This is a genomic window from Streptomyces sp. NPDC050509 (assembly GCF_044457965.1).
Lineage (GTDB): Bacteria > Actinomycetota > Actinomycetes > Streptomycetales > Streptomycetaceae > Streptomyces.
This window is the reverse complement of record NZ_JBITHL010000001.1, coordinates 387,744-407,948: the sequence shown is the minus strand read 5'-3', so window position 1 is coordinate 407,948 and position 20,205 is coordinate 387,744. Positions and strand designations below refer to the sequence as shown.

Below are 20,205 nucleotides of genomic sequence, written 5' to 3'. Positions count from 1 at the left end.
GCCCCGGCGGCTGCCACGGGAACACTCCGCGCACTCCACCGCGACGCCCCCGGGCGACGCCCCGCGTCCACCCGTACGGTCCAGCACGGCGCGCGCCCGGCACCGGGCGGCGCTCCAATGGGCAGGTGACCGCGCCTCCGGACGACTGCCTCGCGCGCAACGAGTGGATCTGCGGCGCCTACCTCTCCAGCCGGCGCACGATCCTGTGGGACGCGGTGCTGGAGCACCTCCGGCTCACCTTCGCCGCCGTCCTGATCGGCCTGGTCATCGCCGTACCCCTCGCGCTCGCCGCCCGGCGCTGGAAGGCGGCGTCGGCCCCCGTGCTCGGCGTCACGACCGTCCTCTACACCATCCCGTCGCTCGCCATGTTCTCGCTGCTGCTGCCGCTCTACGGACTGTCCGCCTCACTCGTCGTCGCCGGGCTCGTGCTCTACTCGCTGACCCTCCTCGTACGGAACATCCTCGCCGGACTGCGCGGCGTCCCCGAGGAGACCCGGCAGGCCGCCCGCGGCATGGGATACGGCCCGCTCCGGCTGTTGCTCACCGTCGAACTGCCGCTCGCCCTGCCCGCCGCCATGGCCGGGCTGCGCATCGCGACCGTCTCCGCCGTCTCCCTCGTCACCATCGGCGCCATCGTCGGACACGGCGGACTCGGCAACCTCATCTACGCCGGGATGAACACCTTCTTCAAGGCGCAGGTACTCACCGCCTCCGTGCTGTGCGTCCTCATCGCCGTCGTGGCCGACGTGGCCCTCCTCCTGCTCCAGCGCCGGCTCACCCCCTGGACCAGGCGGGCCCCCGCGTGAACACCCTCGCCGCCGCCTGGTCCTGGCTCACCAGCCCCGCCCACTGGCCGGGCACCGACGGCATCGCCAACCGGCTCACCGAACACCTCTACCTCACCGTCGTCTGCCTCGCCCTGAGCTGCGCGCTCGCCCTGCCCGTCGCCCTGGTCCTCGGTCATCTCGGCAAGGGCGGCGCCCTCGCCGTCAACATCTCCAACGCGGGCCGCGCCGTCCCCACCTTCGCCGTCCTCGTCCTGCTGCTCCTCACCCCCATCGGCGCGTACGGACAGTGGCCGACGATCATCGCGCTGGTCCTCTTCGCGATCCCGCCCCTGCTCACCAACGCCTACGTCGGGATGCGGGGCGTCGACCGTGATGTCGTCCGGGCCGCCCGGGGCATGGGGATGACCGCGCGCCAGTGCCTGTGCCGGGTCGAGGTGCCGCTCGCGCTGCCGCTGATCCTCACGGGCGTACGGATCGCCGCCGTCCAGCTCGTGGCGACCGCGACGCTGGCCGCCCTGATCGGCGGCGGCGGACTCGGCCGGATCATCACCGCCGGATTCAACCTCGCCGACACGGCCCAGGTGGTGGCGGGCGCCGTCCTGGTCGCCGTGCTCGCGCTGCTGGTGGAGGGGGCGTTCGAGGCGGCGCTGCGGCTGGGACCGCGCTGGGTGCGGGGCGGCGCCGGGTGAGAGCGCTGCGTACCGCCGCCGTCTGCGGCGCCCTGCTCCTGGCGACCGCCACCTGCACCACCGGGCCGTCCCTGGAGGACCGCGGCGCCGTCACCGCCCCGCCGGGCGACAGCAAACACCTCACCATCGGGACCGCGGGCTTCACCGAGAGCGACCTGCTGGCCCAGATGTACGCGCTCCTGCTGGAACGGGCCGGGTACCACACCCGGATCCTCTCGGTCACCAACCGGGAGCTGTACGAACCGGCCCTGGAGAGCGGCCGGATCGACGTCGTGCCGGAGTACGCGGCCACCTTCGCCGACTGGCTGAACGCCAAGGCCCACGGCCCCGACGCCCGGCCGGTCGGCTCGCCCGACCTGGCCACCACGATGAAGGCGCTGCGCACCCTCGCCTCGGCGCGCGGGCTCACCGTCCTCGACCCCGGCCGGGCGGTCGACCAGAACGCCTTCGCCGTCTCCGCCGCCTACGCCAGGAAGCACCACCTCAGAACCCTGAGCGACCTGGGCCGCTCCCGGCTGCCCGTACGGCTCGCCGCCGGGGACGAGTGCGTACGGCGCCCGTACTGCGCGCCGGGGCTGAGGAGGACGTACGGGATCGACATCACCGGGATCGACCCCAAGGGCGTCGGCACCACACCGGCCAAACAGGCCGTCCAGCGCGGCCAGGACCAGATGGTGCTGACCACGACCACCGACGCGACCCTCGGTCAGTTCGGGCTGGTGCTCCTCGCGGACGACAAGCACCTCCAGAACGCCGACAACATCGTGCCCGTCGTCAACCGTGCCAGGGCCGGCGCGAAAGGCGTCACCGAAGCCCTGGACCGGCTGAACACCGTACTGACGACCGCGGACCTGGCCGGCATGAACCAGCGGGTGGACGGCTGGCGGCGGCTGCCCGAGGACGTCGCCAGAAGCTATCTGGAGTCGCGGAAACTGCTGGCGCCGGGCGGGAACTGACCGGTCAGCCCGTCAAGCGTCCCGGCAGCCAGGCCAGTTGGGCGGCCTGCTGGTACGCGCCGCCGCCCTCGTGGTCGTTGAAGTCGTACACCTCGATCGCCTTGTCCTCGTGCGCGTACGCGTTGAAGGCGCCGAACACCGTCGACGGCGGGCAGGTCTCGTCCTCCAGGGCCACCGAGAACAGCGCGGGGGCGCTGCCGCGCGCCGCGAAGTGCACCCCGTCGAAGTAGCCGAGCGTCCGCCACACCTGCTCCGTCCGGCCCCGGTAGGTCTTCAGGTAGAGACCCACCTCGCGGTACGGATGACGGGCGCTGATGGTCGTCGCCCGGGGGAAGTCGCAGAGGAACGGCACGTCCGGCGCCACCGCCGTCAGATCCGGTACGAGACCGGCCACCGCGAGGGCGATCCCGCCGCCCTGGCTGGCGCCGACGACCGCCGTGCGCGCGGCGTCGACCAGCGGGTGGGACCGGGCTGCCTCCACCGCGCGTACCGCGTCGGCGAACAGCCGCCGGTAGTAGTAGTCGTGCGGGTCCTCGACGCCCCGGGTCATGAAGCCGGGGTAGGAGGAGGCGCTGCCCACCGGGTCGGGGGTGTCGCCGCCGTTCCACCCGGCGCCCTGCCCCCGGGTGTCCATCACGAAGTGTGCGAACCCGGCCGAACCCCAGAGCAGATGGGTGTGCGGCAGACCGCGCCCGCCGCCGTACCCGATGTACTCCACCACCACGGGCAGCGGCTCACGGGCGGATGCGGGCAGCACGAGCCAGCCCTTGACCGGGTGGCCGCCGAATCCCGCGAAGGTCACGTCGAAGACGTCCAGCGTCGCCAGCGCCGTCGGGACCGGTTCGAAACGGACGTCGAGATCGTGACCGCGTGTCTCGGTGAGGGTCTTCGCCCAGAACCGGTCGAAGTCCTCGGGCTCCTCGGACGTGCTCCGGTAGGCGCGGAGCTGGTCGAGGGGCAGATCGGACTGGGGCATGCGGGACCACCTCGGTCGGCTGAATCACTCAGGGACATCGGAAGATCACACCGTACGACCGGAGGGCGGGCCGCAGAAGACCGCGAGACCCTGAGCACGACGGGGGCACGGGCGACGGCACGCCGGCTCACGAGCCCCCAACTCGTCTAGGCGTCCGAGACCGAGTCGAAGTCGACCTCGCCCCGCCCGATGCCCTGCGCGTCCGCGTCGACCGAGCGGCGCAGCGCCTCATGGAGCTTCGCCGGGGTCAGCACCCCCACGAAGCGCGCCCCGTCCAGCACCGCCACCCACCCCGCGTCGTGCTGCAGCATCTCGCTGAACGCCTGCTTCAACGGCGAGCCGAGCGGCACCCACGCCTCCATCCGCCGGGCGTGATCCCCCACCGAACCGGGCTCCGACCCGTCCGCCCCCGCGCGGGCCGGCGCGTCGGCCGCGATCCAGCCGTGCAGTTCCCCGTCGTCGTTGAGCACCACCGCCCAGCGAGCCCCCTCCGCGCGCATCCGCGCCGCCGCGTCCCGCGCGGGCTCACCGGTCCTGGCAACCGGCGGCTGCTCCAGATCGGCCGGCTCGACCGTAGTCACCGAGAGCCGCTTGAGCCCCCGGTCGGCGCCGACGAACCGGGCCACGTACGGCGTCGCCGGGGTACCGAGAACCGTGCCAGGGCTGTCGAACTGCTCGATGCGCCCCTCCCCGTACACGGCGATACGGTCGCCCATCCGTACCGCCTCCTCGATGTCATGGGTCACCAGCAGCACGGTCTTGCGCACCGTCGCCTGGAGCTTCAGGAACTCGTTCTGCAGCCGCTCGCGCACCACCGGGTCCACCGCGCCGAACGGCTCGTCCATCAGCAGCACCGGCGGATCGGCGGCCAGCGCGCGCGCCACCCCGACCCGCTGGCGCTGCCCGCCCGAGAGCTGCGCGGGGTAGCGCGGACCGTACGTCGCCGGGTCGAGCCCCACCAGATCGAGCAGCTCAGCCGCCCGCTCGCGCGCCCGCGCCTTCTTCCAGCCGATCAGCGCGGGGACGGTCGCGGTGTTGTCGAGCACCGTACGGTGGGGGAACAGCCCGACCTGCTGGATGACATAGCCGATCCGGCGGCGCAGCGCGACCGGGTCGACCCCGGAGATGTCCCGGCCCTCGACGAAGATCCGCCCCGAGGTCGGCTCGATCAGCCGGTTCACCATCATCATCGTGGTCGTCTTGCCGCACCCCGAGGGGCCCACCAGCGTCACCAGCTCGCCCTCGCGCACCTCGAAGGACAGGTCGTCCACGGCGGCCGTACCGTCCGGGTAGACCTTGCCGACCTGCTCGAACCGGATCATGCCCCTCACGCTAGGACCGGCCGGCCCCGCGCGCACACCGGGCCGCGGCCGTCCGGCGACCGTCCGGGGCCGGTCCCGGACGGTTCCCGGCCGTCCCGGGCTGAACACGCCCCGTGTCCGGTCCGTATCCACCGGGGCGGGCGGGGGACGCCCGTCGCTCGTGTGCTGAAATGTCCGGCGTGCCCGCCCCGGTGGCGCGTGACCGCCCCCAGGGGCGACCGAGAACAGGAGCCCCCTTGACCAGCTACCGCCAGCCCGGCGTCGTCCTCACCGACCACCGCTTCACGGTCCCGCTGGACCACGACGATCCCGGGGGCGAGCGGATCGAGCTGTTCGCGCGCGAGGCCGTGGCGAGCGCCCGGGCCGGCGCGGACCTGCCCTGGCTGGTGTACCTGGAGGGCGGACCCGGCTTCGGCGCCCGCCGCTTCATCGGCAGACAGGCCTGGCTCGGCCGCGCCCTCCAGGAGTTCCGGGTGCTCCTGCTCGACCAGCGCGGCACCGGCCTCTCCACACCCGTCAACCGGCAGACCCTGCCGCTGCACGGCGGCCCGCTCCAACAGGCCGACCACCTCGCCCACTTCCGCGCCGACTCCATCGTCCGCGACTGCGAGACCATCCGCCCCCTGCTGACCGGCGGCGCGCCCTGGACCGTACTCGGCCAGAGCTTCGGCGGTTTCTGCGCCACGCACTACCTCTGCGCCGCGCCCGAGGGCCTGGACACCGTACTGATCACCGGTGGGCTGCCGTCCCTGGACGCCACCGCGGACGAGGTCTACCGCGCCGCGTACCCGCGGATCGCGCGCAAGGTGGAGGCGCACTACGCCCGTTACCCCCAGGACGTCGAGCGGGCCCGCGCCGTCGCGTGGTACGTGGCCGAGCACCGGCCCGTCCTTCCGGGCGGCTACACCCTCACGCCCGAGGCGTTCCAGTCCCTCGGCATCGTGCTCGGCTCCGGCGACGGCAGCCATCAACTCCACTACCTGCTGGAGAACGCCTTCGTCCGTACGCCCAAGGGCCCCGCCCTCTCCGACGCCTTCCAGGAGAACGTGGCCTCCTCCCTCTCCTTCGCGGGACACCCGCTGTACGCCCTGGTCCACGAGGCGATCTACGCGCAGGGCGGCCGGGGCACCGACTGGGCCGCCGAGCGGGTACGGGGCGAGTTCGCCCGGTTCGACGCCGCCAAGACCCTCGCCGGGGAAGGCCCGCTCTACTTCACGGGCGAGTCCATCCACCCCTGGCACTTCGACAACGACCCGGCGCTGCGCCCGCTGCGCGAGACCGCGGAACTGTTCGCCACCCGCACCGACTGGCCCGCCCTGTACGACACGGCCCGGCTCGCCGCCAACGAGGTGCCCGTGGCGGCGGCCGTCTACCACGACGACATGTACGTGGACACGGAGCACTCGCTGCGCACCGCGCGCGCGATCCGCGGCCTGCGCACCTGGGTAACCGACGAGTTCGAGCACGACGGGGTACGGGCGGGCGGGCCGCGCGTCCTGGACCGGCTGCTGGCACTGGCGCGCGGGGAGGACTGAGCGCGGGGCGGGCCGGGCGCGTGGAGCGGGCGCGGGGCTCGTCGCGCGGATGCGGCGCGCCGGGTGGAGAATGGCGGACAGGGGACTGTGCGACGCTGCGCGCGACGGCCGGTCCCGCGGAAGCGGAGGTGGTGGACATGCTGCTGCCCGACAGACATCTCGTCGCCGATCTCCTGGCCCGCTACCGGGCCTGGGAGCGGCTGGTGCTCGCCGATCCGCTGGACGAGACCACCCGCGGACGGTTCGAGGACGTCGCGTACACCCTCTGTGTCCTGATGGGACAGCGCACCGCGCGCGAGGCGATCTGGCAGGCGGAGGCGTATCTGCGCAGAATCCGGCCCGTCCCCCTCTTCCCGGACCGCCCGGACCGCCCGGATCATCCGGACCGTACGAGGCCGGACGGGGCGGAGAGCGTCGCGCCGGGTTTCCACGAATAGCGCGTCCGCGCGGGCTGAGCGGTACCGGGTGAGCAGTACCGGGTGAGCCGTGCCGGATTGACAAATGGCCGTGCTGTTTCTGCAATGTACGGATGGACGAAGAATCCCGGCTCGACGATGTACTGAACCAGGTGGGACCCCGGCTGCGCCGGATCAGGCGCGAGCGCGGGGCCACCCTGGGCGCCCTCTCCGCCGCCACCGGCATCTCCGTGAGTACGTTGTCCCGGCTGGAGTCGGGCCGGCGCAGGCCCAGCCTCGAAGTGCTGCTGCCCATCGCCCGCGCCCATCGGGTGCCGCTCGACGAACTGGTCGGCGCGCCGGAGGTGGGCGACCCCCGGGTCCGCGCCAAGCCGATCGTGCACGCCGGCCGGACGATGCTGCCGCTCACCCGCCAGCCGGGCGGCCTCCAGGCGTACAAGGTGGTGGCCACGCCCTCGCCGGAACAGGACGGCGAGCAGCGCACCCACGAGGGGTACGAATGGCTCTACGTCCTCTCCGGGCGGCTGCGGCTGCGGCTCGGCGAACACGATGTGGTGATGGGACCGGGGGAGGCGGCCGAGTTCGACACGCGCGTCCCGCACTGGTTCGGCCCGGCGGGGGACGCGCCGGTGGAGTTCCTGAGCCTCTTCGGTCCGCAGGGTGAGCGGATGCATGTGCGGGCGCGGCCGAAGACGTCCTGAGCGGGCTGTTCCCAGCGCGACAAGCGACCGCTTAGTATGCCCAGGACGTGGTACCGACCCCGTGTGTGGAGGCCCTAATGCTGGCATGGCGCGTACACAGGAACGGCGAGCCCGCGGAGGTGATGCGGCTCGAAGAGGTCGAACCTCCCGTCCCCGGCGCCGGGCAGGTCCGGCTGCGGGTCAGGGCGGCGAACATCAACTTCCCGGACGCCCTGCTCTGCCGGGGCCAGTACCAGGTACGGCCGCCGCTGCCCTTCACCCCGGGCGTGGAGATCTGCGGCGAGACCGAGGACGGGCGCCGCGTCATCGCCACGCCGGAGCTGCCGAACGGCGGTCTGGCCCAGTACGTGGTGGCCGACGAGGCGGCGCTGCTGCCCGCGCCCGACACGCTCGACGACGCCGAGGCCGCCGCCCTGCACATCGGCTACCAGACCGGCTGGTTCGCCCTGCACCGGCGGGCCGCGCTCCGGCCGGGGGAGACCCTGCTCGTGCACGCCGCGGCCGGCGGTGTCGGCAGCGCCGCCGTACAGCTAGGGAAGGCGGCGGGGGCCACCGTCATCGGGGTCGCCGGAGGACGCAACAAGACCGCGGTGGCCCGGGAGATGGGGTGCGACGTGGTGATCGACCGCCGTACGGACGACATCGTCGCGGCCGTCAAGGAGGCCACCGGCGGCCGGGGCGCGGACGTCGTCTACGACCCGGTGGGCGGCGACGCGTACACCGCGTCCGCCAGGAGCGTCGCCTTCGAGGGCCGGATCGTCGTGGTGGGCTTCGCGAGCGGCACGATCCCGAGCCCCGCGCTCAACCACGCGCTGGTGAAGAACTACTCGATCATGGGGCTCCATTGGGGCCTCTACCACTCCAAGGACCCCTCGGCGGTGGCGCGTTGCCACGAGGAGCTGACCGCGCTCGCCGCCCGGGGCGGGATCAGGCCGCTCATCAGCGAGCGCGTCGCGATGAAGGACGGCGCCGACGCGGTGCAGCGCGTGGCCGACGGCGCCACCACCGGCCGGATCGTCGTCCTCCCGGAGGAAAAGCACTGATGCCCACCGGTCCTGACGCCCCCGACGCCGCCGAACTCCGGTCCCGTACACGGAAACTGCTGGCCGAGCATCCGCCGGCCACCACCGGACGCACCGACTTCCTCACCGCGCGCTTCGACGCCGGGCTCGCCTGGGTGCACTACCCGGCCGGGCTCGGCGGACTCGGCGCGCCCCGCTCGCTCCAGGCCGTCGTGGACGCCGAACTCGCCGCCGCGGACGCGCCCGACAACGATCCGCGGCGCATCGGCATCGGCCTCGGCATGGCCGCGCCGACCATTCTGCGCTACGGCACACGCGAACAGAAGGAGCGCTTCCTGCGGCCCCTGTGGGTCGGCGAGGAGGTGTGGTGCCAGCTCTTCAGCGAGCCGGGCGCGGGCTCCGACCTGGCGGCCCTCGCCACCCGCGCGGTACGCGAGAGCGACGGCGGTTCCGGAGGGGACACCGCGCCCGGTTCCGGCGACTGGATCGTCAACGGCCAGAAGGTGTGGACCTCCAGTGCCCATCTCGCCCGCTGGGCCATCCTCATCGCCCGTACCGACCCCGACCTGCCCAAACACCAGGGCATCAGCTACTTCCTCTGCGACATGACCGCCCCGGGCGTCGAGGTACGGCCCCTGCGCCAGATCACCGGCGAGGCGGAGTTCAACGAGGTCTTCCTCACCGACGTCCGCATCCCCGACGCCCACCGGCTCGGCGCGATCGGCGAGGGCTGGAAGGTCGCGCAGACCACCCTGATGAACGAGCGGGTCTCCATCGGCGGCGCCCGCCTCCCCCGCGAGGGCGGCATGATCGGCCCCGTCGCCGCCACCTGGCGCGCGCGGCCGGAGCTGCGCACCCACGATCTGCACCAGCGGCTGCTCACCCTCTGGGCCGAGGCCGAGGTCGCCCGGCTCACCGGCGAGCGGCTGCGCCAGCAACTCGTCGCGGGCGGACCGGGGCCCGAGGGCAGCGGGATGAAGCTCGCCTTCGCCCGGCTCAACCAGGAGATCAGCGGCCTGGAGGTGGAACTCCTCGGCGAAGAGGGCTTGTTGTACTCCGACTGGACCCTGCGCAGGCCCGAACTGGTCGACTTCACCGGGCGCGACGCCGGATACCGCTATCTGCGCTCGAAGGGCAACTCCATCGAGGGCGGTACGAGCGAGGTCCTGCTGAACATCGTCGCCGAACGGGTCCTCGGCCTGCCCTCGGAGCCGCGCAACGACAAGGACGTCCCCTGGAAGGACCTGACCCGGTGACCACGCAGCCCACCCCCGCTCCCCGCACCGGACGGCCCGCCCCGGCCGAGACCACCCCCGACCTGCTCTACTCGGACACCGAGGACGATCTGCGGGCCGCCGTACGGTCGTTGCTCACCGACCGGGCCGACCTGCCGGCCACCCTCGCCCGCGCCGAGTCCGGCGACCCGTACGACCCCGAACTCTGGACCTCGCTCACCGCCGGGATCGGCGCGGCGGGCCTGCTCGTCCCGGAGAAGCTCGGCGGCCAGGGGGCGAGCCACCGCGAGGCCGCCGTCGTCCTGGAGGAACTGGGCCGCGCCGTCACCCCCGCGCCCTACCTCACCAGTTCGGTGGTGGCGACCGAGACCCTGCTCGGCTGCGACGGTGAGTCCACCGAGTCCACGGATGTCGCGGGACTCCTCACCGCGCTGGCGAGCGGCCACCGTACCGCCGTCCTCGCGCTGCCGCTCACCACCGCCCCCGACGCGCGGCTCCCCTTCACGGACAGCGCCGGGCACCCGGAGGCGGCGGCGACCACGGTGAGCGCCGTCGCGGACGCGGTACGCGCCGATGTGCTGCTCGTCCCGCGCGCCGACGGCCTGTACGCGGTCGAGACGGCGGCGCCCGGTGTCACCGTCGAACCGCTGACACCGCTCGACCTGACCCGCCCGCTCGCCACCGTCACGGTCGCGGCCGGCAGCGGTGTCCGGATCGCCGACGCGGCCACGGGGGAGAGCGCCGTACGGCGCGGACTGCTGGCCGGAGCCGGGCTGCTCGCCTCCGAACAGCTCGGCCTCGCCGAGTGGTGCCTGGAGGAGACCGTCCGGCACACCCGCGAACGCCACCAGTTCAACCGCCCCGTCGGATCCTTCCAGGCGCTCAAGCACCGTATGGCGCAGCTCTGGCTGGAGGTCGTCTCGGCCCGCGCCGCCGCCCGTAACGCCGCCGACGCCCTGGCCACCGGCGACCCAGGGGCGCCGCTCGCCGTGGCCGTCGCCCAGGCGTACTGCGGGCGCGTCGCCGTCCACGCCGCCGAGGAGTGCGTCCAGCTCCACGGCGGGATCGGCATGACCTGGGAGCACCCCGCGCACCTGTACCTCAAGCGCGCCAAGTCCGACGAGAGCGCGCTCGGTTCACCCGGCAGGCACCGGGAGCGGCTGGCCGATCTGGCGGACCTGCCAGGACCGGGGTGACCACACGGGCCCCGGGGGACCCCCGAGACCACCCCCGGGGGACTCCCGAGAGCGGCCCTGGGGGTGGCTGAATCGCGGATGGCCGGTGGACGAACACTGCGCGGCACGGCCCTGATTCACCCCTGACAGGGCGATACTCGCCAGGACCGTGCCCGTCGCGCCGCGGCGCGTCAGGGCCTCCCGTTCGGGTCTGGCCGGGCTCCGGCCAGACCCGAACGACAGACCCCAGCCCCGGAGGCATCATGGCCCTCACCACCCGCCGCAGAGCCGTAGCCACGCTCACCGCCGCGCTCGCGGGGGTCGTCGCCGCCCCCGCGTACGCCGGGGCCGCCTCCCGGACCGGGGGCGGCCCCACCCCCCGGCCGCTGCGCCAGGCCCACGCGCACAACGACTACCTGCACCCGCGCCCGCTGTTCGACGCGCTGGCGCACGGCTTCACCAGCGTGGAGGCCGACATCTTCCTGGTCGACGGCGAACTGCTGGTCGCCCACGAGGCCACGGAACTCGACCCGGCCCGTACCCTCGCCTCGCTCTACCTCGACCCGCTGTTCGCCCGGGTGCGCGCCAACCACGGCTCCGTGTACCGCGGACACCACCGCCCGGTGCACCTGCTCATCGACATCAAGACGGACGGCGCCGCCGCGTACGCCGAACTCCACCGCCAACTCGCCCGCTACCGGCCGATGCTGACCACCTACGCGCACGGCTCGGTACGCCCCGGCGCGATCACCCCGGTCATCTCCGGCGACCGCGCGGCCCGCGTACCGATGGAGGCGCAGCGCGTGCGGTACGCCTTCTACGACGGGCGGCTCGACGACCTCGGGACCGCCGCGCCCGCCTCCTTCGTACCGCTCATCAGCACCAACTGGACGCAGAGCTTCACCTGGCAGGGCGTGGGCCCGTTCCCCGCGGCCGAACGCGCCGAGCTGCGCCGTATCGCGGACACCACGCACGCGCACGGACAGCGGCTGCGTTTCTGGGCCACGCCCGACACCCCCGGGCCCGCGCGGGACGCCGTCTGGACCGAACTCCTCGCCGCCGGTGTGGACCACCTCAACACGGACGACCTCGCCGGGCTCGAACGCTTTCTGCGCACCGCCCGTTCGTAACCCCGCGTCAACCACCCGTACGGCGGACACGCCAGTCGGCCGAACCGGGCCCCTCCTCCGCCACACTGGCGGCCGAAAGCCGCGATTCCCGTGCGGCGGAGGAGGTTTGGCGATGGCCATTTCGATTTCAGTGATGCTGCTTCTGGCGATTCTCGCGGTGGTCTTCCTGCGCAGCGGCGGGCTGAAGTTCTCGCACGCGCTGGTCTGTGCCCTGCTCGGATTCTTCCTCGCGGGTACGAGCATGGCGCCGACCATCGCCAACGGGATCTCCACCACGGCCGGTGTGGTCAGCAGCCTCAACCCGTAACCGGGCGGCGCCGCGCGGTCACGCGTCGGCCAGCCGCGAGCGGATCAGGAAGCGCACCCCCTCGGGGGCCTCCAGGGAGAAGCCGCTGCCGCGCCCCTCCACCACATCGACGATGAGCCGGGTGTGGCGCCACACCTCGTACTGGCTCACCGACATCCAGAACGGGACCGGCTCCGCGACGCCCTCGACCTCCAGCGACTGGAGCAGCACGTCGGAGCCGCCCGTACGGAACTCGCCGTCCAGGTAGCACATGGGCGCGCTGCCGTCGCAGCAGCCGCCGGACTGATGGAACATCAACGGCCCGTGGTCCGCCCGCAGCCGCCGGATCAACCCGGCCGCCGCGGGGGTCACCTCGACCAGGGGCCGTGCGGGGGAAGTCTCTTCGTCCATCTCCTCATCGTCCCCCGCACGGTCGTCCCCTGTCCGTGCTTCCCCCGCACGGGAGTTCTCCGCCCGGTTGTTCTCCGCTCACCCCGTTCCCGGCGGACGGGCCCCGCCGAGCCTGAGCATCACCTTGCTGCTGCCGCTCGCGGGATCCGCGGCGACGGCCAGCGCCTCCCCGGCCCGTTCGAGGCCGAAGCGGTGGCTGATCACGGGGGACACGTCCAGACCGTCCCGCATCGCCAGCAGCGCGTCGTCGATCTCCTCCACGAAGCGGTACGAGCCGATCCAGTTGATCTCCCTGGTCACCAGGTCACCGAGGGCCGCGGACACGGCGGCGCCCGGCAGGTTCCCGACCTGGACGAGCGTGCCGCCGCGCGCCGTCGCCCGCAGGACGGGGCCGAGCGCCGCCGGGGCGCCGGACGCCTCGAAGGCCAGCTCGACATCGTCGGGGAGCACCGCGCCGGAGCCGAGGTCGCGCGTCTCGTCCGCGCCCATGGCGCGGGCGACGGCGAGCGATGTCGCGGAGAGGTCCGAGGCGATCACCGCGGCGGCGCCCCGGTGCTTCGCCGCCGCCACGACCAGCGCGCCGATCGGTCCGCAGCCGTTGACCAGCACGGTCTTGCCCCGCAGGTCCCCGGCGCGGTGCACGGCGTGCAGCGCCACGGCGAGCGGTTCGGCGAGGGCCCCGTGCTCGGTGGTCACACCGTCGGGCAGCGGCCGTATCTGCGCGGCGCGGACCACCCGGTACTCGCTGAACCCGCCGTCGGTGTGCGGGTCGAAGGCGGCGGAGCCGAAGTACCGGATCCGCGGGTGGAGGTTGGTACGCCCGGCGATCCGGTCGGGCAGCGGGGCGTCGCCGACCGGCTCGGCCGGGTGCACGGTGACGGCCTGTCCTTCCCGGAGCCCCGCCACCCCCCGGCCGGTCGCGGCGATCCGGCCGGCCACCTCGTGCCCGAGCACCAGGGGATGCGTGAGCGCGGCGGTCCCGGACGCCCCGTGCTTCCAGTAGGCGACGTCGGAGCCGCAGATCCCGCCCCATTCCAGGGCGAGGAGGACTTCCCCCTCGCCCGGTACGGGATCGGGGCGCTCGTCGATACGCAGGTCACCCGCACCGTGGACGACAACGGCCCTCATACGGCGTCCTCCAGCCGGACCAGGTCGCGCCCACGGGTCTCGGGGGCGAGGAGAGCGGACACCAGGGTGATCAGCGAGTAGACGACGAGCATCGCCGCGATCGGCCACCAGCTCCCGGTGACGGCGGTCAGGGTCGCCGCGACGACCGGCCCGATGGCCGTGGCGAGGATGCCGCCGATCTCCTTGGACAGGGCGAGCTGGGTGAAGCGGGTCCGGGAGCCGAACAGCTCGGCCATCGTGACGCTCTCCAGCGAGAACAGACCGAGGACGCCGACGTTGAGCCCGACGACCATGCCGAGCATCAGCGCGGAGGTGGTGCCCGAGGTGATGAGCAGCATCATCGGGAACGCGAAGGCCATGGTCAGCAGGGTGAGCGCGACGTACATCGGACGGCGGCCGAAGCGGTCCCCGAGCAGCCCGACCAGGGGCACGGTGAGGAAGCCCAGCAGCGAGCCGTACACGATGGCGTCGGTCGGCACCGACCGCTCGGCGTGCAGCGTCGTGGCGATGTAGCCGACGAGGAAGGTCTGGATCAGCCCCGAGTTGCCGGCCTGGCCGAACCGCAGACCGAGGGCGAGGAAGAACGCCCTGCCCTTGCGCTGGCGGATCCCGGCCTCCAGGACGCCCTCCTGCTTCTGGTCCAGGGAGGGGTCGACCAGGGCGGACTCGACCTCCGTACGGGACATGGCGACACCGTCCACCACGTCGGGCCGCTCCTCGAACACCGGGCTTTCCTTGAGGTTGCTGCGCAGCCACACCGCGAAGATCATCAGCAGGAAGCTCAGCAGGAAGGGGAGCCGCCAGCCCCACGAGAGAAGCTGCTCCTCGCTGAGGACACCGAGCAGGATCGCCCACAGGCCGGACGCGGCCAGGGTGCCGGAGTTGGTGCCGAGCGACACCAGCGAGGACACCAGGCCCCGGCGCTTGGTGGGGGCGTACTCGGCGAGCATGACGGTGGCGCCGGCGATCTCGGCGCCGGCCCCGAAGCCCTGGATGAGCCGCAGCGCGACGAGCAGGATCGGGGCGAGGATGCCGATCGACGCGTAGGTCGGCAGCGCGCCGATCAGCGTGGTCGACGCCCCCATCAGCAGGATGGTCAGGAACAGGACCTTCTTGCGGCCGATCCGGTCGCCCATGCGCCCGAAGTAGACGGCCCCGGCGAGCCGGGCGACGTATCCGACGCCGTAGGTCGCCATGGCGGCGATCAGGCCGATCGCCGGGCTGACGTCGGGGAAGAAGATCTTGTTGAAGACGATGGCCGCCGCCAGCGAGTAGAGCTGGAAGTCCATGAACTCCATCGCCGTACCCAGCCAGCCTGATACGGCGGCCTTGGTGAGATCACGCGTCGTTCTCGTCGCGGGGCCCGTGGGCTCCGTCCGAGCGGTGTCCGTCATGGGAACTCCGTTGTTCGGGGAGGTGCTGGGGAAGTGCTGGGGAACTGCTGTCGAGGAGGAGTGCTGTCGAGGGGGAGCGGCGGGAGACCGGGGCTCCCGGGGGGCGGGGACGTAAGGGGATGAGCGGAGGTGGGGACGGGGGTGAGCGGGGAGACGGTGCCCAGCCTCAGCGGTGCGCGGCCCGGCCCGTCGCCGTGACGCGCGGGGCGGCTCTGCCCGGCTGTGGGGAGGCGCCGTACACCACGGTGTGTTCGATCGTGCTCACAGTCCTGCTCCTTCGAAGGTCCGTACGCGGCCGACCGTCCGGTTCACACCCCGGACAACTGGCCGACACGGCTGGTATACAAGCACTGGTCGGCCAGTGATGCAATACTCGTGCCACATTGGAAGACGCCGCCGGTGCGGCACAGCGCCATCGGCCGGGCACAGGCCGTGTCGGCGCCCGATACGATGAACGCATGGCCCGATCGAACCGGCAGCGGACCAGTCGCCGCGCTGTCTACGAGACGCTGCGACGCAAGGTTCTGACCCTTGAGCTCCCCCCGGGCGCAGCCCTGTCCGAGAACGAGCTCGCGGCATCCCTCGGGGTCAGCCGCACACCCGTCAGGGAGAGTCTGATCCTGCTCTCCCATGAGGGGCTGGTCCAGGTCTTTCCGCAGGTGGGGTCCTTCGTCTCACGCGTCGACCCGGCGAAGGTGGCCGACGCCCAGTTCCTGCGGGAGGCCGTCGAGCTGGCCTCCCTGGACGACCTCCCCACGGAGCTCGACCCGGATCTCGTCGAGAGCCTGCGCGGCAACCTGGCCGAGCAGCAGCGGCCGGGCCTCGCCCTGGAGGAGTTCTTCGAACTGGACGAGGCGTTCCACCAGGCCATCCTGCGGCTGAGCGGACACGGCAGCGCCTGGGCGACCGTGGTCTCGGCCAAGGGCCACCTCGACCGCGCGCGCCGCCTGGGCCTCTACGCCACCGCCTCACCGGCCGGCTTCGCCACCCAGCACGTCGAGATCTTCGAAGCGGTGCTCGCCGGAGACGTCACCCTGGCCCGTACGGCCATGCGCACCCACCTGCGGGCGGTCTTCGACGACGTCGAACGCATCCGGGCCCGCTCGCCCGAACTGTTCGCCACGGACTCGGGCACGGTCCCGGTACGGCGCAACATCGCCGTCTGGGAGTGACCCCGGCGCGCCGTGGCTCACGCGGCATCCCGCCGGCCGGTGAAGAGCCAGGTCAGGGCCGGGTGTTCGCGGCTCGCTCCAGGCGGGTGCGCAAGGTGGTGGCGAAGTCCTCGGCGCGGCCCAGTTGTTTGCGCAGATCGGCGACGCGTTCGGCGGCGGCCTGCTCGAAGGCGCGGACCCGTTCGACCAGTTCCTGGTGTTCGGCCCCGGGCAGTTCGCCGTCGGCGTCCAGGCGGTCGGTGGCGTCCAGCAGATCGCGCATCTGCTCCAGGGTGAAGCCGAGCGGCTTCATCCGCCGGATCACCATGAGACGGGCGACATCGGTCTCGGTGTAGAGACGGAAGCCGCCCTGGGAGCGGGCGGAGGGGACGACCAGGCCGGTCTCCTCGTAGTGCCGGATGGTGCGCAGGGAGAGCTCGGTCCGCGCGGCGACCTCGCCGATCTGCATGTGCTTGCCGTCCACGCCTGTGATCCTCCGGCCCTTTGTCTCCCCGGTGCCGCCGCGCTCCGTGCGACGCCCGCCGATCTCTACCCTAACGTTAGGGTAGAGTTGCTGACGGCGAAGCCCCTTCCTGGAGCTTCCGCCGTTGCCGTGTCGGGGCCACCCACGCCCCCGGCGAAGATCCGATTCTTGCAGGAGAACCGCGTGCGCGAGCCCATGTCGCCTGGCGCCGCCCCCTGCCCGCCGTGATACTCCGCCCCCGTATGTGACGTTCGGGCGCACCGTCGCGCCTCCACCCTGAAGACTTCCGGCCCGTCCCCCGGGCCGCCCGCGGGGCGCCGGCCGGCTTCTCCGCGTCCTCCCGCATGTCCCAGCCCGCCGCAGGGCGTGCCCGAGACGACAGGTTCCCTCTCCCTTGTCCTCCGCTTCCGCTCTGTCCCCGGCCGCACGTCTGTCCCCGGCCGCACGCCTGCGCGGCCTGAAGCCCGACTGGCTGCACGACCCGAAGGTGTGGCGTACGGAGGTGCTGGCCGGCCTGGTGGTCGCGCTGGCGCTGATTCCCGAGGCGATCTCGTTCTCGATCATCGCCGGGGTCGATCCGGTGCTCGGCCTGTTCGCCTCGTTCACCATGGCCGTGGTCATCTCGGTCGTCGGCGGCCGCCGGGCGATGATCTCCGCCGCGACCGGGGCCGTGGCCCTGGTGATCGCCCCGCTGAACCGGGAACACGGACTCGGTTACCTGATCGCCGCCGTCATCCTCGCCGGTGTCTTCCAGGTGGCGCTCGGCGCGCTGGGTGTGGCGAAGCTGATGCGGTTCGTCCCCCGCTCGGTGATGGTCGGCTTCGTCAACTCCCTCGCCATCCTGATCTTCATGGCCCAGGTGCCCGAGATGCGGAACGTGCCGTGGGCCGTGTACCCGCTGATCATCGGCGGCCTCGCCCTCATGGTGTTCTTCCCGAGGGTCACCACCGTGATTCCGGCGCCGCTCGTCTCCATCGTCATCCTCACCGCGATCACGCTCGCCGCGGGGATCGCGGTGCCCACCGTCGGCGACAAGGGCGCCCTGCCCTCCGCGCTGCCGGTGCCGGGCCTCCCCGACGTGCCCTTCACCCTGGACACCCTGACCACCATCGCCCCCTACGCCCTCGCCATGGCGTTCGTCGGGCTGATGGAATCGCTGATGACCGCGAAGCTGGTCGACGACATCACCGACACCCGCTCCAACAAGACCCGTGAGTCCGTCGGCCAGGGCATCGCCAACATCGTCACCGGCTTTTTCGGCGGCATGGGCGGCTGCGCCATGATCGGCCAGACGATGATCAACGTGAAGGTCTCCGGCGCCCGCACCCGGCTGTCGACCTTCCTGGCCGGCGCGTTCCTCATGGTGCTGTGCATCGTCTTCGGCCCGGTCGTCTCCGACATCCCCATGGCCGCCCTGGTCGCCGTCATGGTCATGGTGACGTTCGCGACCTTCGACTGGCACTCCCTCGCCCCCGGGACACTGCGGCGGATGCCGGCCGGCGAGATCGCCGTCATGGTCGTCACCGTCGCGTGTGTGGTCACCACCCACAACCTCGCCGTCGGCGTCGTGGTCGGCTCCGTCACCGCCATGGTCATCTTCGCCCAGCGCGTCGCCCACCGCGCCACTGTCACCGCCGTCGTCGATCCCGACGGCGGCACCGCCGTCTACCGGGTGACCGGAGAGCTGTTCTTCGCCTCCTCCAACGACCTCGTCGGCCGCTTCGACTACGCCACCGACCCGGACCGGATCGTCATCGACCTCTCCGCCGCGCACGTCTGGGACGCCTCGTCCGTCGCCGCCCTCGACGCCATCGAAGCCAAGTACGCCCAGCGCGGCAAGACCGTCGAGCTCACCGGGCTCGACCACGCCAGCGCCCACCTCCACGGCAGGCTCAGCGGCGAACTCACCGGCGGCCACTGACCGGCCCGCGCCCCACGACGGCCGCCCCGGGGCATCTGCTCCGGGGCGGCCGTCGAGTTGATCCATGTTCGTACCGATACGTCGGTACGGCTAAGCCCGGATGCCGTTCACCGGGCCTCGCCGCTCACCGGGCCTCGCCGGTCGACACCGCCGGCTCGGACGCCGCCGGTTCGCCGGCCAGGGCCGCCGGTCCGCTCGGCCGGCGCATGAAGCCGACGCCCAGCGCCGCCAGCACGGACGCCACCGCCAGGGCGTACAGGCCTCCGTGCGTACTGCCGGTGGTGTCCTTGAGGTAGCCGAAGAGCGTGGGGGAGACGAAGCCGCCCAGGTTGCCCAGCGAGTTGACCACCGCGAGACCGGCCGCGGCGATCTTCAGGTCGAGCCCGGACTGCGCCATCGGCCAGAACAGGGTGGCGGCGCACTTTCCGCCGACCGCGGCCAGGGTGATGGCGACCAGTCCGAACCAGGGGGAGCCCAGGGTGGCGAGGAAGGCGCCCACCGCCGACAGGACCAGACAGATCGCGAGGTACGGCCGGCGGTCCGGGGCGCGGTCCGTGAAGTGGCTCATCGAGTACATGGCGATCACCGCGCAGATCCACGGGATGGCGGACAGCAGCCCGATCTGGAAGGGCGAGAGGCCGCCGATCTCGGCCACCAGGCTCGGCAGCCAGAAGGTGATCGCGTAGCCGGTGAGGGCCATCGCGAAGAAGACCGCGGTCAGCAGGGCGACCTGGGGGTGGATCAGAAGCCGGAAACGCGACACCTTGGGGGCTCGGCTGCGGGCTTCCTGGTCACGCGCGACCGCGGCGCTCAGGGCGGTCTTCTCCTCGTCCGTGAGCCAGCGGGCTTCGGAGATACGGGAGACGAGGAAGAATCCGGCGACGATCCCCACCAGGATGGAGAAGGTTCCTTCGAGGGCGAACATCCAGCGCCAGCCGGCGATCCCGGCCACACCGTGCATCTCCAGCAGCGCGCCGGTGATCGGACCGGTCACGATGTAGGCCGTGGCGGAGCCGCCCAGGAAGATCGCGCTGGCCCGGCCCCGGCTGGAGTCCGGCAGCCACTGGGTGAAGTACAGGAGCACCCCGGGGAAGAAGCCCGCCTCCGCGACACCGAGAACGAACCGCAGGACGTAGAACATGGTCACGTTGTGGATGAGGCACATCGCCAGGATCACCAGACCCCAGGTGATCATGATGCGGGTCAGCCAGACCCGCGCGCCGAAGCGTTCCATCAACATGTTGCTCGGGACTTCGAAGAGGGCGTACCCGATGAAGAACAGGCCCGCGCCGAGGCCGTAGGCGGTGGCGCTCACCCCTACGTCGGCCCTCAGTTCGTTCTGGACGAAGCCGACGTTCGTCCGGTCCATCTGGTTGACCAGGAGCATCAGAACCAGAATGGGCAGCATGCGGCGCAGGAATTTGCCGACCGCACGGCTTTCGGCGTCGGGCTCGCTCTCGGAACTCTTCGCAAGAGGCTGCGGGA

20 protein-coding genes are annotated in these 20,205 nt (G+C 72.3%); 13 read left to right on the top strand and 7 right to left on the bottom strand.

Going from position 1 to position 20,205, the window contains the following annotated elements; genetic code table 11:
- Positions 1-125 precede the first annotated feature (125 nt).
- The 3 genes from ACIBJC_RS01515 to ACIBJC_RS01505 are packed head-to-tail and all read left to right on the top strand — an operon-like array spanning position 126 to position 2,433.
- Positions 126-806 carry an ABC transporter permease gene (locus ACIBJC_RS01515; protein WP_399286150.1) on the top strand — a complete coding sequence of 227 codons (681 nt, stop codon included), beginning with the start codon at positions 126-128 and terminating at the stop codon, positions 804-806.
- Positions 803-1,477, top strand: coding sequence for an ABC transporter permease (locus tag ACIBJC_RS01510; RefSeq protein WP_399286148.1), 675 nt, complete (start codon positions 803-805; stop codon positions 1,475-1,477). Before ACIBJC_RS01515 ends, ACIBJC_RS01510 begins: the two co-directional genes overlap by 4 nt.
- Positions 1,474-2,433 (top strand): ABC transporter substrate-binding protein, encoded by a 960-nt coding sequence (locus ACIBJC_RS01505; RefSeq protein WP_399286145.1) that lies wholly within the window; start codon positions 1,474-1,476, stop codon positions 2,431-2,433. Before ACIBJC_RS01510 ends, ACIBJC_RS01505 begins: the two co-directional genes overlap by 4 nt.
- A 4-nt stretch (positions 2,434-2,437) precedes the next feature.
- Here the strand turns inward: ACIBJC_RS01505 and ACIBJC_RS01500 are convergent, their stop codons facing one another.
- Complete coding sequence (locus ACIBJC_RS01500) at positions 2,438-3,409, bottom strand: acetylxylan esterase (protein ID WP_399286143.1); 972 nt, start codon at positions 3,407-3,409, stop codon at positions 2,438-2,440.
- A 146-nt stretch (positions 3,410-3,555) separates the two neighbouring features.
- Positions 3,556-4,731, bottom strand: coding sequence for an ABC transporter ATP-binding protein (locus tag ACIBJC_RS01495; protein ID WP_399286140.1), 1,176 nt, complete (start codon positions 4,729-4,731; stop codon positions 3,556-3,558).
- Positions 4,732-4,967: 236 nt separating this feature from the next.
- Here ACIBJC_RS01495 and ACIBJC_RS01490 point away from each other — a divergent pair, with 236 nt between their 5' ends.
- The 8 genes from ACIBJC_RS01490 to ACIBJC_RS01455 all read left to right on the top strand — a co-directional run bounded on the left by ACIBJC_RS01490 (position 4,968) and on the right by ACIBJC_RS01455 (position 12,252).
- Positions 4,968-6,266 carry an alpha/beta fold hydrolase gene (locus tag ACIBJC_RS01490; protein ID WP_399286138.1) on the top strand — a complete coding sequence of 433 codons (1,299 nt, stop codon included), beginning with the start codon at positions 4,968-4,970 and terminating at the stop codon, positions 6,264-6,266.
- A 137-nt stretch (positions 6,267-6,403) separates the two neighbouring features.
- The gene (locus ACIBJC_RS01485) at positions 6,404-6,703 is read left to right on the top strand and encodes a DUF5133 domain-containing protein (RefSeq protein ID WP_399286135.1); all 300 of its coding nucleotides are present in this window, start codon (positions 6,404-6,406) and stop codon (positions 6,701-6,703) included.
- Positions 6,704-6,795: 92 nt separating this feature from the next.
- A complete protein-coding gene (locus tag ACIBJC_RS01480) occupies positions 6,796-7,383 on the top strand; it encodes a helix-turn-helix domain-containing protein (RefSeq protein WP_399286133.1) in 588 nt (195 codons plus the stop codon).
- Between the two features lie 77 nt (positions 7,384-7,460).
- Positions 7,461-8,426, top strand: coding sequence for an NADPH:quinone oxidoreductase family protein (locus ACIBJC_RS01475; protein WP_399286130.1), 966 nt, complete (start codon positions 7,461-7,463; stop codon positions 8,424-8,426).
- Positions 8,426-9,661 (top strand): acyl-CoA dehydrogenase family protein, encoded by a 1,236-nt coding sequence (locus ACIBJC_RS01470; protein ID WP_399286127.1) that lies wholly within the window; start codon positions 8,426-8,428, stop codon positions 9,659-9,661. The genes ACIBJC_RS01475 and ACIBJC_RS01470 overlap by 1 nt, the downstream gene beginning before the upstream one ends.
- Positions 9,658-10,836, top strand: a complete 1,179-nt coding sequence (locus ACIBJC_RS01465) for an acyl-CoA dehydrogenase family protein (protein ID WP_399286124.1) — start codon at positions 9,658-9,660, stop codon at positions 10,834-10,836. Before ACIBJC_RS01470 ends, ACIBJC_RS01465 begins: the two co-directional genes overlap by 4 nt.
- A gap of 242 nt (positions 10,837-11,078) precedes the next feature.
- On the top strand, positions 11,079-11,945 hold the full coding sequence (locus ACIBJC_RS01460; RefSeq protein WP_399286121.1) for a phosphatidylinositol-specific phospholipase C/glycerophosphodiester phosphodiesterase family protein: 867 nt from the start codon (positions 11,079-11,081) through the stop codon (positions 11,943-11,945).
- A 112-nt stretch (positions 11,946-12,057) separates the two neighbouring features.
- Positions 12,058-12,252 (top strand): hypothetical protein, encoded by a 195-nt coding sequence (locus ACIBJC_RS01455; RefSeq protein ID WP_329826632.1) that lies wholly within the window; start codon positions 12,058-12,060, stop codon positions 12,250-12,252.
- Positions 12,253-12,270: 18 nt separating this feature from the next.
- Here ACIBJC_RS01455 and ACIBJC_RS01450 read toward each other — a convergent pair whose 3' ends face one another.
- From ACIBJC_RS01450 to ACIBJC_RS01440, 3 genes are all read right to left on the bottom strand, one after another.
- Positions 12,271-12,642: a DUF779 domain-containing protein gene (locus ACIBJC_RS01450; RefSeq protein ID WP_399286119.1), complete on the bottom strand. Its 372-nt coding sequence runs from the start codon at positions 12,640-12,642 to the stop codon at positions 12,271-12,273.
- 78 nt (positions 12,643-12,720) lie between these two features.
- The gene (locus ACIBJC_RS01445) at positions 12,721-13,770 is read right to left on the bottom strand and encodes an L-idonate 5-dehydrogenase (RefSeq protein WP_399286117.1); all 1,050 of its coding nucleotides are present in this window, start codon (positions 13,768-13,770) and stop codon (positions 12,721-12,723) included.
- The gene (locus ACIBJC_RS01440) at positions 13,767-15,164 is read right to left on the bottom strand and encodes an MFS transporter (RefSeq protein ID WP_399286115.1); all 1,398 of its coding nucleotides are present in this window, start codon (positions 15,162-15,164) and stop codon (positions 13,767-13,769) included. Before ACIBJC_RS01440 ends, ACIBJC_RS01445 begins: the two co-directional genes overlap by 4 nt.
- Positions 15,165-15,622: 458 nt before the next feature.
- On the opposite strand from ACIBJC_RS01440, the gene ACIBJC_RS01435 reads away from it, so the two are divergent.
- Positions 15,623-16,336, top strand: a complete 714-nt coding sequence (locus ACIBJC_RS01435; RefSeq protein ID WP_399286113.1) for a GntR family transcriptional regulator — start codon at positions 15,623-15,625, stop codon at positions 16,334-16,336.
- 52 nt (positions 16,337-16,388) lie between these two features.
- Here the strand turns inward: ACIBJC_RS01435 and ACIBJC_RS01430 are convergent, their stop codons facing one another.
- Positions 16,389-16,799 carry a MerR family transcriptional regulator gene (locus ACIBJC_RS01430; protein WP_399286111.1) on the bottom strand — a complete coding sequence of 137 codons (411 nt, stop codon included), beginning with the start codon at positions 16,797-16,799 and terminating at the stop codon, positions 16,389-16,391.
- 430 nt (positions 16,800-17,229) lie between these two features.
- Between ACIBJC_RS01430 and ACIBJC_RS01425 the strand changes: the two genes are divergently transcribed.
- Complete coding sequence (locus ACIBJC_RS01425; RefSeq protein WP_399288034.1) at positions 17,230-18,720, top strand: SulP family inorganic anion transporter; 1,491 nt, start codon at positions 17,230-17,232, stop codon at positions 18,718-18,720.
- 124 nt (positions 18,721-18,844) lie between these two features.
- Here ACIBJC_RS01425 and ACIBJC_RS01420 read toward each other — a convergent pair whose 3' ends face one another.
- The gene (locus ACIBJC_RS01420; protein WP_399286109.1) at positions 18,845-20,128 is read right to left on the bottom strand and encodes an MFS transporter; all 1,284 of its coding nucleotides are present in this window, start codon (positions 20,126-20,128) and stop codon (positions 18,845-18,847) included.
- Positions 20,129-20,205: the final 77 nt, after the last annotated feature.